This window comes from Pseudomonas sp. D4-21 (genome assembly GCF_051132125.1).
In the GTDB taxonomy this organism is placed as follows: domain Bacteria; phylum Pseudomonadota; class Gammaproteobacteria; order Pseudomonadales; family Pseudomonadaceae; genus Aquipseudomonas.
This window is the reverse complement of record NZ_CP071664.1, coordinates 3,308,717-3,324,836: the sequence shown is the minus strand read 5'-3', so window position 1 is coordinate 3,324,836 and position 16,120 is coordinate 3,308,717. Positions and strand designations below refer to the sequence as shown.

11 protein-coding genes and 1 riboswitch are annotated in these 16,120 nt (G+C 64.1%); of the genes, 8 read left to right on the top strand and 3 right to left on the bottom strand.

Going from position 1 to position 16,120, the window contains the following annotated elements; all coding sequences use genetic code 11:
- Positions 1-68: 68 nt before the first annotated feature.
- From rarD to J3Q04_RS14730, 3 genes are all read right to left on the bottom strand, one after another.
- A complete protein-coding gene (gene rarD, locus J3Q04_RS14740; protein ID WP_420767726.1) occupies positions 69-953 on the bottom strand; it encodes an EamA family transporter RarD in 885 nt (294 codons plus the stop codon).
- Positions 954-1,110: 157 nt separating this feature from the next.
- A complete protein-coding gene (locus J3Q04_RS14735) occupies positions 1,111-2,124 on the bottom strand; it encodes an aldo/keto reductase (RefSeq protein WP_434610989.1) in 1,014 nt (337 codons plus the stop codon).
- A gap of 135 nt (positions 2,125-2,259) precedes the next feature.
- Positions 2,260-3,570, bottom strand: coding sequence for an MFS transporter (locus J3Q04_RS14730; RefSeq protein WP_434610992.1), 1,311 nt, complete (start codon positions 3,568-3,570; stop codon positions 2,260-2,262).
- A gap of 193 nt (positions 3,571-3,763) precedes the next feature.
- Between J3Q04_RS14730 and J3Q04_RS14725 the strand changes: the two genes are divergently transcribed.
- The 8 genes from J3Q04_RS14725 (at position 3,764) to J3Q04_RS14690 (ending at position 16,107) form a co-directional block, all read left to right on the top strand.
- A complete protein-coding gene (locus J3Q04_RS14725) occupies positions 3,764-4,888 on the top strand; it encodes a sugar diacid recognition domain-containing protein (RefSeq protein ID WP_434610994.1) in 1,125 nt (374 codons plus the stop codon).
- Between the two features lie 226 nt (positions 4,889-5,114).
- A complete protein-coding gene (locus J3Q04_RS14720; RefSeq protein ID WP_434610996.1) occupies positions 5,115-6,251 on the top strand; it encodes a glycerate kinase in 1,137 nt (378 codons plus the stop codon).
- A 104-nt stretch (positions 6,252-6,355) separates the two neighbouring features.
- Positions 6,356-6,592, top strand: a riboswitch (cobalamin riboswitch).
- A gap of 99 nt (positions 6,593-6,691) precedes the next feature.
- The gene (cobW, locus tag J3Q04_RS14715; protein WP_434610998.1) at positions 6,692-7,756 is read left to right on the top strand and encodes a cobalamin biosynthesis protein CobW; all 1,065 of its coding nucleotides are present in this window, start codon (positions 6,692-6,694) and stop codon (positions 7,754-7,756) included.
- 3 nt (positions 7,757-7,759) lie between these two features.
- A complete protein-coding gene (cobN, locus tag J3Q04_RS14710) occupies positions 7,760-11,533 on the top strand; it encodes a cobaltochelatase subunit CobN (RefSeq protein WP_434611000.1) in 3,774 nt (1,257 codons plus the stop codon).
- A 62-nt stretch (positions 11,534-11,595) separates the two neighbouring features.
- On the top strand, positions 11,596-12,603 hold the full coding sequence (locus J3Q04_RS14705; protein ID WP_434611003.1) for an ATP-binding protein: 1,008 nt from the start codon (positions 11,596-11,598) through the stop codon (positions 12,601-12,603).
- Positions 12,528-13,271: a vWA domain-containing protein gene (locus J3Q04_RS14700; RefSeq protein ID WP_434611007.1), complete on the top strand. Its 744-nt coding sequence runs from the start codon at positions 12,528-12,530 to the stop codon at positions 13,269-13,271. The genes J3Q04_RS14705 and J3Q04_RS14700 overlap by 76 nt, the downstream gene beginning before the upstream one ends.
- 182 nt (positions 13,272-13,453) lie before the next feature.
- Positions 13,454-15,100, top strand: coding sequence for a phospholipase D-like domain-containing protein (locus J3Q04_RS14695; RefSeq protein ID WP_434611010.1), 1,647 nt, complete (start codon positions 13,454-13,456; stop codon positions 15,098-15,100).
- Between the two features lie 338 nt (positions 15,101-15,438).
- Positions 15,439-16,107, top strand: coding sequence for a haloacid dehalogenase type II (locus tag J3Q04_RS14690; RefSeq protein ID WP_420766630.1), 669 nt, complete (start codon positions 15,439-15,441; stop codon positions 16,105-16,107).
- Positions 16,108-16,120 lie beyond the last annotated feature (13 nt).

The window sequence follows — 16,120 nt, the reverse complement described above, 5'->3', positions numbered from 1 at the left end:
GCGGGCATGATAAAGGAGCTGGACCTGGCGCGTGGGCGCAGAGTGTTTCGTGATGCAAGCTGGGGCAGTCAGGCCCGGCGCCGTTGCCGCACCATATGCTTGGACCCTTCGAATACCAGAACCGCCACGGCCATCCAGATGGGGATATAGGTCAGCCATTCTTCAGCCTGGATGCTTTCACCCAGCAGCAGCGCGACCCCCAGCAACAACACCGGCTCGACGTAGCTCAACAGCCCGAACAGGCTGAAGGGCAGCAACCGGCTGGCAACGATGTAGGCCACCAGGGCCGAGGCACTGATGACCCCGAGCAGCGGGATCAGCAGCGACAGCCACGGGTGTTGATTGAAAACCTTGAAACCTTGTTCGCCGCTCTGCACGAACCAGAGCGCCAACGGCAGCATCAACGTCATGTCCAGCCAGAGCCCACCCAGGTTGTCGGTGCGCAGGCGTTTGCGCAGGATGAAATAGATCGGATAGCCCAGCACCACCAGTAACGTCGCCCAGGAAAACCCACCCACCCGGTACAGCTCGTTGAGCACGCCGAGAGAAGCGAAAAACACCGCGGCTTTCTGCAGACGCGAAAGGCGCTCGCCATAGGCGATGCGCCCCGTCAGGACCATCGATAGCGGCAGCAGGAAATAGCCCAGCGACACGTCCAGGCTGTAGCCATTGAGCGGCGCCCACATGAACAGCCACAACTGCGCCCCCATCAATGCCGATGACGCCATTGCACCCAGCAGCAAGCGCGGCGTGGCGATCAGGCGTGCGACAAGATCCGAGACGAGTTTCCATTCACGGGAGATCAGCATGAACGCAGTCATGCACGGCATCGTCAGCAACATGCGCCAACCGAAAATCTCCAGGCCCGTCAGCGGCGCGAGCAGCGAGGTGTAGTAGTACATGACGGCGAACAGGGCGGATGCCGAGACCGATAGAGCGATGCCTTTGGACACGGATGCCTCTTGTTATTGGAATTGCAGCACGATACGGAAAGCCGTTTACCCGTGGCGAGGGAGCTTGCTCCCGCTGGGCCGCGTAGCGGCCCCAAAGAGCGACTGCTGCGCAGCCGAGCGGGAGCACGCTCCCTCGCCACGGTGATCTCAGTGTAAGTTACGACGTACGCGGCACGCGCCCCGGCACGAAATGGCCGACATCATTGAACCCCGGCGTCGAGGCATGGCCCGGTGTCACCAGCGAATCGATGAACGCTTCATCCTCCGCCGTGATTTTCACCGCCTGCGCCTTGGTGTACGAATCCCACTGCTCCTCGGTGCGCGGCCCGACGATGGCCGAGGTGACGGCATTGTTGTTCAGCACCCAGGCGATGGCGAACTCGACGATGCCCACGCCCCGGCCCTGGGTGTATTCCAGGATCTGCTGGGCGATGCGCAGGGACTCGACCCGCCATTCGGTTTCCAGGATGCGCTTGTCCTGGCGTCCGGCACGGCTGTTGGCGTCCGGTGCGACGTCTGGCGCGTACTTGCCGCTGAGCACGCCGCGAGCCAGGGGGCTGAATGGCACCACGCCAAGGCCATAATTCTGCGCCGCTGTGATCTGCTCGGTTTCCGCCTGGCGGTTGACGATGTTGTACAGCGGTTGGCTGATGACCGGGCGGTCGATGCCCAGGCTGTCGGCAATGCGGATCACCTCGGCGATGCGCCAGCCGCGGTAGTTCGACAGGCCCCAGTAGCGGATCTTGCCCTGGCAAATCAGGTCGCCGATGGCCGACACGGTGACGTGCAGCGGGGTGTTGTGGTCTTCGCGGTGCAGGTAATAGATATCCAGGTAATCGGTGCCCAGGCGCGTCAGGCTGGCCTCGATCCCATTGAACAGATGCTTGCGGCTCAGGCCGCTGCGGTTAGGCATACCGTCCGGCGGGCCGAAGCCGACCTTGGTGGCGAGCACCCATTCATGGCGCCGATGGGCAATCGCCTCGCCGACGATTTCTTCGGAGCGACCGCCGGTGTAGACGTCCGCGGTGTCGATGAAGTTGATGCCCTGGTCCCAGGCCTTGTCGATGATCCGCAGCGAATCTTCGGTGCTGGTCTGTTCGCCGAACATCATGGTGCCCAGGGTCAACGTCGAGACTTGCAACCCTGAATGGCCTAGCGTGCGGTAGCTCATGACAAGATCCTTTTATTCATGGGGGAAAGGTTCAATCAAATACCAGAACCGCCGCAAGGATCAAACAGAATTCTCAAACCACCACAAATCAATTGTGGGAGCGAGCAAGCTCGCTCCCACAGGGTAAAAGGGGTGTCAGGCCCGCAAGGTGCGGGTCATGCGCAGCGCCAACAGGCTGCCGCAGACGATCACGCCGGCCAGCAGGTACAGCGCCGCATCGGTCGAGCCAGTGGTGTCCTTGACCCAGCCCACCAGGTATGGGCTGAGGAAACCGGCCATCTGGCCCATGGAGTTGATCAACGCCAGCCCGCCGGCCGCCGCGCCCGCGCTGAGCAGGGCGGTGGGCACCGGCCAGAACATCGGCAGGCCGGTGAGGGCGCCCATGGTGGCGATGGACAGGCCGAGGATGGCGATGGCCGGCGTGGTGGCGAAGTTCACCGCGATCAGCAGCCCCACCGCGCCCATCAGCATCGGCACGACCAAGTGCCAGCGACGCTCCTTGTGCAGATCCGCCGAGCGCCCCACCAGCAACATGAACACCGCCGCCAGCAGATAGGGAATCGCACTCAGCCAGCCGATCACCAGGTTATCGCTGAAACCGAGGTTCTTGATGATCGACGGCAGCCAGAAATTGATCGCATACACGCCGCTCTGGATGCAGAAGTACACCAGGCCGAAGGCCCAGATCGCCGGGTTCTTGAACACGGCGGCCAGGGAGTCTGTGGTGGTTTTCGGTTTGTTGGCCAGGTCTTCGGCGTGGTCGGCGGTGAGCACGGCGCGTTCATGGTCGGTCAGCCAGGTGGCCTTGGCGAAGGTGTCGCTGAGCAGGAAGAACGCCAGGGCGCCGAGAATCACTGTCGGGATGCCTTGCAGCAGGAACATCCACTGCCAACCCGCCAGGCCGCCCTGGCCGGCGGCGAAGTGGTTGAGAATCCAGCCGGAAAACGGGCTGCCCAGCAGCCCCGACACTGGGATGGCCGACATGAACAGCGCCATGATCCGGCCACGGCGGAACGTCGGGAACCATTGCGAAAGGTACAGCACGACGCCAGGGAAGAACCCGGCTTCAGCCGCCCCGGTGAACAGCCGCAAGGTGTAGAACTGGGTTGGGGTGGTGACGAACAGCAGGCAGGTCGACAGCGTGCCCCAGGTGATCATCATCAGGGCGATCCAGCGCCGAGGGCCGAATTTGGTCAAGGCCAGATTGCTCGGCACGCCGCACAGCACGTAGCCGATGAAGAAAATCCCGGCGCCGAGGCCGTACACGGTTTCGCTGAACTTCAACGCGTCGAGCATCTGCAACTTGGCGAAGCCAACGTTCACCCGGTCGAGGTAGTTGAACAGGTAGCAGATGAAGATGAACGGGATCAAACGCAGGGTGATGCGCTTGTAGACGGTATTCTTTTCGTCGGGGGTAGCCAGGAGGGCTGCTGCGCTCTGGGACATGACGGGGCTCTCTTTATTATGATTTTGGCGTGCCAAGGGGTAACGTTGACCGCCCCTTGAGTCTCGGCCAGCCCAAGGTCCCGTGTCTTTGTGCCGCAGCACAACGTTTGCAATCCGACCCTGTGCGCCTGACCAATCCCGTGGGCGGCGCACCTCAAAACAACAATCACGCCGTTTGCAAGGAACACCGCCCATGTTCGAACTCGATCACGACCTGGCGCAGGACATCGTCGACCGGGCGATGGCGATTCTGCCCTATAACGTCAACGTCATGGACAACCAGGGCTTGATCCTCGGCAGCGGCGAGCGCGAGCGCATCAATACCCGCCACGAGGGCGCGCAACTGGTCCTCGCCAACGGACGGGTGGTGGAAATCGACGAGCACACCGCCGTCCACCTCAAGGGCGTACAGCCGGGAATCAACCTGCCATTGATGCTCGACCAGCGCTTGATCGGCGTGCTGGGCATTACCGGCGAACCCGCGCAATTGCGCACTTACGCCGAACTGGTGCGCATGACCGCCGAAATGCTGCTCGGCCAGCGCAACCAGCAGGCCGAGCAGCAATGGCGCCGTCAGCGTTGCGATGACTTGCTGGCATTGCTGCTAGGCGATGCCGGTGATTCGCCAAGGTTGCTCGATGAAGCGCAGCAGATGGGCCTCAAGCCGCAGCTGTCGCGCGTACCGTATCTGTTCGAATTGGGCTTGGAGCATGGCCCTGGTCAAACCGTCGAATCGCTGAGCGCCTGGCTGATGTCGCGCTACCCGGACAGCTGGTGCCTGACGTCGTCCAAATCCTCCTTGCTCTGGTGCCGGCCGGTCACGGCCTCGGTGGAGAACGAGCGGCTGCTGGGCAAGCTCGATGGCCTGGGCTGGAGCATCCTGCGAGTTGCTGTGGGCGGTCAGGCCGAGGGGCTGGCGGGGCTGCGCCGTTGCTACCGGCGGGTGGCGGATCTGCTGGCGTATGGGCGCGATGTCCTGCCGCAGTCGCGCTTGCTGCTGCTCAATCGCTATCGGCTGCCGGTGATGCTCTGGCGGCATCGCAGCGATGATGCCCTCGACGAACTGCTCAGCCCGTTGCGCAAAGTGATCGCCAAGGACAGCAACGGCCAATTGCTCGCTACCTTGCGAAGCTGGTGCGAACACGACGGCCAGAGCCAGGCCTGCGCCGACGCCCTGGGCATCCACCGCAACAGCCTGCGCTATCGCATGGAACGCATCGCCGAACTCAGCGGCGTCGACCCGCTCAGGCTGGATGGGATGCTGGCGTTGTACCTGGGGGTTCAACTGTTGCCACATAATCAAAATTTTCCGGAGTGACCCCCTTCGCGAGCAGGCTCGCTCCCACCATTGATCTCCAGTGATTACAGAATATGCGACCACAGCAGTTCCCATGTGGAAGCGAGCCTGCTCGCGAAGAGGCCAGCAATGCCAACCCATCCTTTGTGAATTTGACCAATAATGCCCAAGGTCTTTTGTGCGGCGGACCGGCGTCAGAATCGCGGTCAGCTGGCAGCATGCTGTACATCGGAACCGGAGAACAAAAATGAAAATAGTCATCGCCCCCGACTCGTTCAAGGACAGCCTCAGCGCCCAGGCCGTGGCGGACGCCATCGCAGGAGGGCTGGCCGAGGTCTGGCCGGACGCGCAGCTGATCAAGTGCCCAATGGCCGATGGCGGCGAGGGAACGGTGGAGGCGGTGCTCGCGGCCTGCGATGGCCAATGGCGCGAGGCGCGGGTCCGTGGCCCGCTGGGCGCCGCTGTCCAAGCCCGCTGGGGCTGGTTGCCCGACAGCCGCACGGCGATCATCGAGATGGCCGAGGCCAGCGGCCTGCAACTGGTGCCGCCGGGACAGCGCGACGCTTGTTCCAGCAGCACCTATGGCACTGGCGAACTGATCCGCGCCGCTTTGGATGAAGGGGCGAGCCGAGTCATCCTGGCGATCGGTGGCAGCGCCACCAACGACGGCGGCGCCGGGGCGATGCAGGCACTGGGCGTGGCGTTGCTGGACGACCAGGGCCAAGCCCTGCCCCCCGGCGGCCTGGCCTTGGGCAAACTGGCGCGTATCGACCTTGGCGACCTGGACCCGCGCCTGGCCGGCGTGTGCTTCGAGATTGCCGCCGATGTCGACAACCCCCTTTGCGGTGCCCATGGCGCTTCAGCCGTGTTCGGCCCGCAGAAAGGCGCCTCCGCCGAGCAGGTGCAACAACTGGACCGGGCGCTGGGGCACTTTGCTGAACATTGTGCCCAGGTGTTGAACCGCGACGTTCGCGACGAACCCGGCAGCGGTGCCGCTGGCGGCCTGGGGTTTGCCGCCAAGGCGTTCCTCCAGGCGCAGTTTCGTACCGGCGTGGAAGTCGTCGCGCAATTGACCGGCCTGGCCGCTGCGATCGACGGCGCCGACCTGGTGATCACCGGCGAAGGCCGTTTCGACGCCCAGACCCTGCGTGGCAAGACGCCGTTTGGCGTAGCCCGTATCGCCCAGCGGCGCGGCGTACCGGTGGTGGTCATCGCCGGCACGCTGGGGGAGGGCTACGAAGCGCTTTATGAGCACGGCATCGATGCCGCGTTTGCCCTGGCGAATGGGCCGATGACGCTACAAGAAGCTTGCGCCGATGCGCCACGCCTGCTGGCCGAGCGGGCCCAGGACATCGCCCGGCTCTGGCGAGTGGCGGCGCGCTGACTTGCCCTTGGGGCAGTCGCCAGGACGCATCAGTCGTCGGAGATTGCCTTGGGACATTGACCCGCCCGCACACCCTGCGTAGCCTTGCGCCTTCGAGGTTCTTCGGCACGCGCCGAAGCTAGGGTCTGTATGAAATGTTCGCGTACAGAGCCTGAGAAGGGAACGCGGTCCAAGCCGCGGCTGCCCCCGCAACTGTGAACGGTGCTGTTTCTGCAAGGCCACTGTGCTAGCCCTATACAACGGGCACACGGGAAGGCGCAGCAAAATGTCAGTCCCGGCTTTGAAAAAAGCCGATTTGGCCCGCCGTCAGCCAGGAGACCTGCCTCGACAACAGATTCTCACTACAACCGGGCGGGGTGATCCGGTGGCGAAATCTTCCGCGCGCGCCTGTGCCAGTGGTTGTCGTCCCGTTTGCCCGCCACCTTGCCAAAGGGCATCCGATGAAAACACTGGCCAAACTCCCCGTCACCATCGTCACCGGTTTCCTCGGGTCGGGTAAGACCACCTTGCTGCGGCACATGCTCGACAACGCCCAAGGCCGACGTATCGCGGTCATCGTCAATGAGTTCGGCGAACTGGGCATTGACGGGGAGATCCTCAAGCAGTGCTCCATCGGTTGCACCGAAGAAGAAGCCAACGGCCGCGTCTATGAACTGGCCAACGGCTGCCTGTGCTGCACCGTGCAGGAAGAGTTCTTTCCGGTGATGCGTGAGTTGGTGGCGCGTCGCGGCGACCTCGACCACATCCTCATCGAAACCTCCGGCCTGGCCTTGCCCAAGCCGCTGGTCCAGGCCTTCCAGTGGCCGGAAATCCGCAGCGCCTGCACCGTCGATGCGGTCATCACCGTGGTCGATAGCCCGGCCGTGGCCGCGGGCACCTTCGCCGCGTTCCCGGTCAAGGTCGATGCCCAGCGCAAGCTGGACCCGAACCTGGACCATGAATCACCCCTGCACGAGCTGTTCGCCGATCAACTGGCGAGCGCCGACCTGGTGATCCTCAACAAAGCCGACCTGATCAACCCCGAGGACCTGGCCAAAGTCCGCCTGGAAGTCGCCGAAGAGCTGCCGCCAGCGGTCAAGGTCATCGAAGCCAGCAACGGTCGCCTGCCGCTGGACGTGTTGATCGGCCTGGGCGCGGGCTCCGAGGAACACATCGACAGCCGCCACAGCCATCACGACCACCACCATGACGGCGATGACGACGACCACGATCACGATGCCTTCGATTCGATTTCCATCGAACTGCCCCAAGCTGACGAAAGCCTGCTGCTGGACGCGCTGACGCAACTGGTAATTCAGCATGACGTGTTGCGGGTCAAGGGCTTCGCGGCCATCCCGAACAAGCCGATGCGCCTGTTGATCCAAGGTGTGGGCACGCGCTTCGACAAGCACTTCGACCGCCAGTGGGGCGCCGATGAAGCGCGCGTCACACGTCTGGTGCTGATCGGCCAGGCCCTGGACGCCGGGCTGCTCGAAGCGCAGTTGCGCGCCGCCCTCAGCGTCTAAACCATGCACCTGCTCAGGACCCAGCCCGGTGGTTTCGTGTCGGATGACAACATCGCCGACCTCGGGCAAACCCCCGCCGAGCTGGTGATCCTGTGCAGCGGCGATTCCAGCCTGGCGCTGCTGGCAGAAGCGGCGCGGCAGTTGCCGGACGATTTTCCGCAGTTTCGCCTCGCCAACCCGATGCACGTGCAGAACCACGCCTCGGTGGATCTGTACGTTGAAGATGTATTGCGCCACGCCAAGGTCGTCCTGCTGTCGTTGCACGGTGGCATCGGCTATTGGCGCTACGGCATCGAGCGCCTGGTGGAACTGGCCGGGCGCGGGGTGAAATTGATCCTGGTGCCGGGGGACGACCGTCCGGACCCGGAGCTCAGCGATCTGAGCAACGTGTCCGCCGAGCACCGCGATCGGCTCTGGCAGTTTCTTCGTCAAGGCGGATTGGAAAACGCCCTTAACCTGTTCCGTCACCTGGGCAGCCAATGGTTTGGCCGCGATTATCCGTGGGGCGAGCCCCAGCCCCTGGCGCGCACGGCGATCTATCACCCGGAAAAAACCAACGCGACCCTGAATGATTGGCAAGCGGACTGGCGGGCAGGCGATCCCGTAGCGGCGCTGTTGTTTTATCGCTCCCACCTGCAAGCCGCGAACACCGCGTTCATCGACGTGTTCTGCCAGCGGCTGCAAGCGGCGGGGCTCAACCCTTTGCCGATCGCCGTGGCGAGCCTCAAGGAACCCGGTTGTCTGGCACAGGTGGAAGACTGGCTGGACGAAGTGGCAACGGGGGTTATTCTCAACACCACCGGTTTTGCACAATCGAGTCCGGAAGCGCCGCACCTGCGGCCGTTTCGCCGCGATATCCCGGTGATCCAGGCGATCTGCGCCCAGGACAACGAACCCGGCTGGCGCGCCAGCGAACAAGGCCTGGGCCCACGAGACCTGGCGATGCACATCGCCTTGCCGGAACTGGACGGGCGAATCATCAGCCGGCCCATCAGTTTCAAGGACCTGGCCTGGCGCAGCGAGCGCAGCCAGAGCGATGTAGTCTGCTACCGGGCGGTACCCGAACGCATGGATTTTGTCGCTGGAATGGCCCGCCGCTGGACCACCCTGGCGCGCCTGCCCAACGGCGAAAAGCGCGTGGCGCTGATCCTGGCCAACTACCCGACCCGGGACGGACGCATCGGCAACGGCGTCGGCCTGGACACGCCAGCGGCGGCGCTGAATATTCTGCGGGCGATGCAGGCCGAGGGTTATCCGCTGACCACCGAGCTGCCGGCCAGCGGCACCGCGCTGATCCGGCAGTTGCTCGGCGGCGTCACCAACGACCTGGACAGCCTCGACCTGCAGCCTTGTCATCAGAGCCTGGCCGTCGACGCGTACCGGGCCCTGTTCGACGCGCTGCCCGAGGCCAATCGCCAAGCGGTGCTGGACCGTTGGGGCGCACCCGAGCAGGACCCGATGTTCCGTGACGGACGCTTGATGATCGCCGGCCTGCGCCTGGGCCTGACGTTCGTCGGCATTCAGCCGGCGCGGGGGTATCAGGTCGATCCGAGCGCGGTGTACCACGACCCGGACCTGGTGCCGCCCCATGGCTACCTCGCGTTCTATTTCTGGTTGCGCCACACCTACGGCGCTCACGCCGTGATCCACGTCGGCAAGCACGGTAACCTCGAATGGCTGCCGGGCAAGGGCGTCGGGCTGTCGGAAAACTGCTGGCCGGACGCGCTGCTTGGGCCGCTGCCAAACATCTATCCGTTCATCGTCAACGACCCGGGCGAGGGCGCTCAGGCCAAGCGGCGTACCCAGGCGGTGATCATCGACCACCTGATGCCACCGCTGACCCGCGCCGAAACCTACGGGCCGCTGCGCAACCTGGAGCTGCTGGCTGACGAATACTACGAGGCGCAATTGCTCGATCCGCGCCGCGCCAGGGAATTGCAACGGGACATCCTGGCCCTGGTGCGCGAGACGCATATCGACCGCGAGCTGCAACTCGACGCCGGCCTCGACAGCGACGCCGACGCGGCGATCTGGCTGCCGCGCCTGGACACCTACCTGTGCGACCTGAAGGAATCGCAGATTCGCGATGGCCTGCATATTTTTGGCGAGTCGCCGAGCGGACGGCTGCGCATCGACACCTTGCTGGCATTGCTGCGCATTCCCCGTGGCGACGGCAAGGGCGCCCAGTCGAGCCTGCTGCGGGCCCTGGCCAAGGCGTTCGGGTTGGGCTTCGATCCGCTCGATTGCACCTTGGCCGAGCCTTGGGCCGGCGAGCGTCCCGAGGCTTTGCGCGACGTCAGCGATGAGCCCTGGCGCACCGTCGGCGACAGCCGTGAGCGTCTGGAGCTGTTCGCGGCGCGACTGATCGAGCAAGCCTTGGCCGGCGATATCGCGCAGCTCGACGCGCCGGGGTGGGAGACGGTGCACGGCATCATCGACCACCTGCGTGCCGTCGTCGCGCCACGCCTGGATGCCTGTGGCTCGGCGGAAATGGGCGGCTTGCTCGACGCATTGGGCGGGCGTTTCGTACCGGCCGGCCCCAGTGGCGCGCCGAGTCGCGGACGATTGGATGTGCTGCCCACCGGGCGCAACTTCTTCTCCGTCGACGTGCGCAACTTGCCCTCCACCACGGCGTGGCGCATCGGTTTTCAGTCGGCGAGCCTGATTCTGGAGCGGCACCTGCAAGACCACGGCGATCACCTGCGCCAGCTCGGCCTGTCGGTGTGGGGCACCGCCACCATGCGCACCGGCGGCGACGACATTGCCCAGGCCATGGCGCTGATGGGCGTGCGTCCGGTGTGGGCCACGGGCAGCCAGCGGGTCGACGATTTCGAGATCCTGCCGTTGAGCCTGCTGGACCGGCCTCGGGTGGATGTGACGTTGCGGGTGTCCGGGTTCTTCCGGGACGCCTTCGCCAATCTGATCCGCTTGTTCGATGCGGCGGTGCAAGCCGTAGCGGCCCTGGATGAACCCGATGACATGAACCCGCTGGCGGCCAAAGTGCGTGCCGAGCGCGAAGCCTTGCTGCAATCGGGCTTGCCCATGGAAGACGCGGCGCGCCAGGCCGGCTGGCGGATTTTCGGCGCCAAGCCCGGCGCCTATGGGGCGGGCGTACAAGGGGCCATCGACGGTCGGCTCTGGCAGAGTCGCGAAGACCTCGCCGAGGTGTACCTCAACTGGGGCGGTTATGCATATGGTGCGGGCGACGAAGGCACCGCCGCGCGGGCGCAATTTTCCCGGCGCCTGAGCCAGGTGCAAGCGGTGTTGCAGAACCAGGACAACCGTGAGCACGACCTGCTCGATTCCAACGATTACTACCAATTCCAGGGCGGCATGCTCGCAGCCGTGGAAACCCTCAGCGGCGAAACCGCCGCCAGTTATAACGGCGATCACAGCCAACCGGATCTGCCGAAGATCCGTACCTTGAAAGAAGAACTCAACCGAGTCATCCGTTCCCGCGCGGCCAATCCGAAGTGGATCGACGGGGTCAAGCGTCATGGCTACAAAGGCGCGTTCGAACTGGCGGCGACGGTGGACAACCTGTTCGCCTTCGACGCCACCACCCAGTTGATCGAAGACCACCAGTACGCCTTGCTGGCCGATGCCTATCTGCTCGATCCGCATACCCGTGACTTCGTCCGGCAGCACAACCCCGACGCCCTGCGGGACATGACCGAGCGCATGCTCGAAGCGCAGCAGCGGGGGATGTGGCAGGCGCCGGGGGATTATCGCGAGGCGCTGGAAAACCTGCTGCTGGACATCGAAGAAGATGGCTGACTTACCGATGGATGACGGCCGCTGGTGGCGAGGGAGCTCCCTACATTGATGAGATATCTCATATGACCGACACCCCACATTTCCCCCTCGCCGCCGTGGTCGGCGCCGATGCGCTGAAACTGGCCCTGTGCCTGGCGGCCATCGATCCGAAGATCGGCGGCGTGCTGATCGAAGGCCCGCGCGGGATGGCCAAGTCCACCCTGGCCCGGGGCCTTGCGGATATGTTGGCCAGCGGTCAGTTCGTGACCTTGCCCCTTGGCGCCACCGAGGAGCGGCTGGTGGGCACCCTCGACCTGGACGCGGCATTGGGGCAAGGGCGCGCGCAGTTTTCCCCGGGGGTGCTGGCCAAGGCCGACGGCGGCGTGTTGTACGTCGATGAGGTGAACCTGTTGCCTGATCACCTGGTGGACCTGCTATTGGATGTCGCCGCCAGCGGCACCAACCTGATCGAGCGCGACGGTATTTCCCACCGGCATCCGGCGCGTTTCGTGTTGATCGGTACGATGAACCCGGAAGAAGGCGAACTGCGTCCGCAACTGCTCGACCGCTTCGGCCTCAACGTGGCCCTCGATGGCCACACCGCACCGGCCGAGCGCGGGCAGATCATCCGTCGCCGCCTGGATTTCGACAACGACCCGGCGGCGTTTTGCGCCGAGTGGGAGCCGGCCCAGCAGCGGTTGCGTGAACGCTGCGAACAGGCCCGCGCAGGCTTGGCCCAAATCCCCCTGGATGACGCGGCGCTGGGGCAGATCACCGAGCGTTGCTTTGCCTGCGGAGTCGATGGGTTGCGCGCCGACCTGGTCTGGCTGCGGGCTGCCCGCGCGCATGCCGCCTGGCGTGGCGCGCACGCCATCGCTGCTGAAGACATCGATGCCGTTGCCGAATTTGCCCTGCGTCATCGCCGCCGCGAGCACGCCGCTCCGCCCCCCGCGCCAAACCAGGCCCCACCTTCGAACCCGAATGAAACCAGCCAACCCAGCGAAGGCCAAGGCCAATGGGGCGACCTGCCGCCCCGGGCGTTGCCGACCGGCGCCCGACGAGACGTGCCGAGCTGGCCAAAAAAGCCCTAGGCATTCGCCCCCGTTCGCCGTCGGGGGCGAATGCCAGACCCCGTCCGGGACGTCTGGACCATGGGCGCCAAGGCCACGGCAAAGCAGCGTCCAACGGTGTGGTGGACTGGCCGGGCACGCTGCTAAAGGGGCGTCCGCGCCTGGCTGCGGACCTGCGTTTCAAATCGCGGCAGCGTTCAGCCCATGAACTTTGGTTGGTGATTGTCGACGCATCGGCCTCGACCCGTCGCCATCGGGCCTTGAGCGACGGCAAGGGCCTGCTGGCGCAACTGTTCGACGAGGCCTACCGACAACGCGCACGGTTGGCGCTGTTGACGGCCAGCGGCGCCACGCCGACCTGGCAAGTGCAAGGGCTCAAGGCCTCCCACGGCCTGGTGCAGTGGCTCGACGCGCTGGGGGCCGGTGGTGGTACGCCGTTGCTGGCGGCGATCGGCGAGGCGCAGCGCTGGCTGGCCTCCCGTCGCAAGCGCTTCCCGGCGGAGCGACAGCGGGTGTTGCTGATGACCGACGGCCGGGTGAGAGACGGGCAACCCATGCCGCCCCTCGATTGCCCCAGCCTGCTCATCGACATCGAGCGCGGGCCGATCCGCCTGGGTCGGGCGCGGCAATTGGCGGGGCAGTTGGGGGCTGAGTATCGGCATATTGATGCTGAAGATCGGTTTGTCTGACAGGACCGCTTCGCGAGCAGGCTCGCTCCCACAAGGGGTTGGTGGTGGCCTTTGGAATCAAGGTCGCGACAAAATCCTGTGGGAGCGAGCCTGCTCGCGAAGGCTTCTACTCGGTCCGTGATCTGCATGACTCAATCGGCATCACTGCTCTATGCTCAAGCAACTCTCAAAGGAATGAACCCATGCGCGTACTCGTCACCAACCCCCAGGACGATTTCAGGGTCAAGGCCTACGCAGGCACCAACGGTGTGCTGCTCGCCATGGACCTCGCCGAGCCACGGCGCAAGGGGCTGTTGGGCTTCGCCATCGAGAAGCAGCACGGTGACAAGCCGTGGCTGTTCCTGTTCAACAGTCTGACCTTCCCCGACAAGGCCCACACCTTCCCGCAGTTCCATGCCACGCCCAGCGACAAGGCGCCGTTGCAGAAATTTCGCTGGGCCGATTACGCGGTCAACCCTGGCACGACGATCCATTACCGCGTGCACCTGGCCTACGGCAGTCCCGATGCGCCGCAGTTGGGCGAGGCCCTTGAGTTGACCGTCACCAGCGATGACGGCCAGCCTGCCAACCAGAGCGTCATCTTCAATCGCGCGGTGGCCGCCAGCCAGGCGTTCCAGCGCAAGTTTCCGGAACTGGACAGCCTGATCAGCGCCAATCGGAGCCTGTCCATCGAAGACTGGCCGGATGCGCCGCGTCGCTGGCTGGAAAACGGTTTGCTGGGGCGCCTGGTCGGCTTCATCGACCGGGCCCTGGATGCAAGCTGGGCGTTGGACGTGGCCATTTATGAATACGAACTGCCGGTGATTGTCGAGGCGGTCAACGCGGCCCATGCGCGCGGCGCTCGGGTGAGGGTGCTTTACCATGCCCAGCCGGAGGACGACGCGACGATCAGCAATGAAGCCAGCCTGCAAAAACTGCCGGCGGCGAACAAGCGTGGTCGAGTCACCCATAGCATTTTCCACGACAAGTTCATCGTCCTGAGCAGAATCGACCGGCATGGAGTGCCGACCCCCGAGGCCGTATTGTGTGGCAGCACCAACTTCACCGCCAACGGCGTCTATCGCCAGGCCAACGTCATCCATGTGCTGGACGATCCACGCATCAGTGACAGTTATCGCCAGGTGTTCGAGCAGATCTGGGCCAACCCCGGGGACGTCGACGCCACCCGCGATTGGCTGACGCTCAGCAATCCCATGGACGGCGACGAAAAACTCTTCGCCGGTTTTTCGCCCCGCAACGGCAAGGGCGATCTCGATCGCTTTGTCGAGATCATCGCGGCCGCGCGCAAGGACCTGCTGTTCGTCACCGCATTCGTCTTACCCGAGCGGATTCTCGATGCCTTGCTCGGCCAGCCGAACGACGACGTGTTGCGCTACGGCCTGCAAAACACCACCAGCCGCATCACCGGTTTCCATGCCGACCGCACCGCCGAATTCGCCGCCACCGCGCTGCTCAATACCGGCCTGGAGGGTTGGCTGCGGGAAAACATGAAAGGCCAGAAGGGCAACCTGCTGGTCCACACCAAGGCCGTGGTCACCGACTTCACCAGTGACTCGCCGACCATCATCAGCGGCAGCCACAACCTGAGCGCCGCCGCCAGCGCCAGCAACGACGAGAACTATCTGATCATCCGGGGCGACACCGACCTGGCCGACCGCTACGGGCTGGAACTGCTGCGCTTCTATGAGCACTACCGGTTTCGCTATTTCGCAAAAAAGCTCGCCCTCAAGCAGGTCCAGCCCCTGGCGCCGGACGACAGCTGGAGCGATGACTATTACCGCGAGGGCGATCTGCGGATGTTGTCCAGGATCAGGTTTTGCGGCCGTTGAAGCGGCCGTCGAAAACGTTTCCACGTTGTGCTGCCAATCGCTGCGCCACGGCGCAGATCCTGCCGTAAACCTCTCGGCAAAACGTCGCCTGGCGCACCATAACTGCCCCCAAACCCTCAGAAACACGGGCGCAGCGCCCGTGTCTGGAGCATCCCGCAAAGTCTGCTGAGCGGGCCCCGCAAAACGGTGGTTTGTACCAAGCGGCGACTATTTTTAACGGTTTTTCCACGGTCTCATGGTGTTGTAATGAAAACGTGATGCAGCGTTGCCGCGAGCCTCACGAATGGCGTCAATGTTTGCTTCGTCATGCCTTCAACAACAAATCCAGGACCGCACTCATGAGCTTTCTTCGACCCAAGTACATCACCTTCGACTGCTACGGCACGTTGACCAACTTCCAGATGGGCAACATGACGCGCGAGCTGTTCGCCGACCGTGTCGATGCCGGGCAGATGGACCAATTCGTCAAGGACTTCGCCGCTTATCGCCTGGACCAGGTGATGGGTGACTGGCGGCCTTATGATGAGATCATCAAGACCTCCCTGATGCGGGTCTGCAAGCGTTGGAACGTCGAATACCGCGGCGAAGGCCAGCTCTATTACGACGCCGTGCCAACCTGGGGCCCCCACGCCGATGTGCCGGCGGGCCTGTCGAAGATCGCCGACAAGATCCCCCTGGTGATTTTTTCCAACGCGATGGACGAGCAGATCATGTCCAACGTCGACAAGCTCGGCGCGCCTTTCCATAAAGTGTTCACTGCCCAGCAGGCCCAGGCCTACAAGCCGCGGCTGGCCGCGTTCGAATACATGCTCGATAACCTCGGCTGCGGGCCGGAGGATGTGCTGCATGTGTCGTCGAGCTTCCGTTACGACCTGATGCCGGCCAATGACATGAAGATCAAGCACAAGGCCTTCGTTGCTCGTGGTCATGAGCAACCGGGCAACTCGATCTACAACTACCACCAGATCCCCGATATCGGCGGGCTGCCTGGACTGGTCGGGCTCTGAAACCGAGCGAACG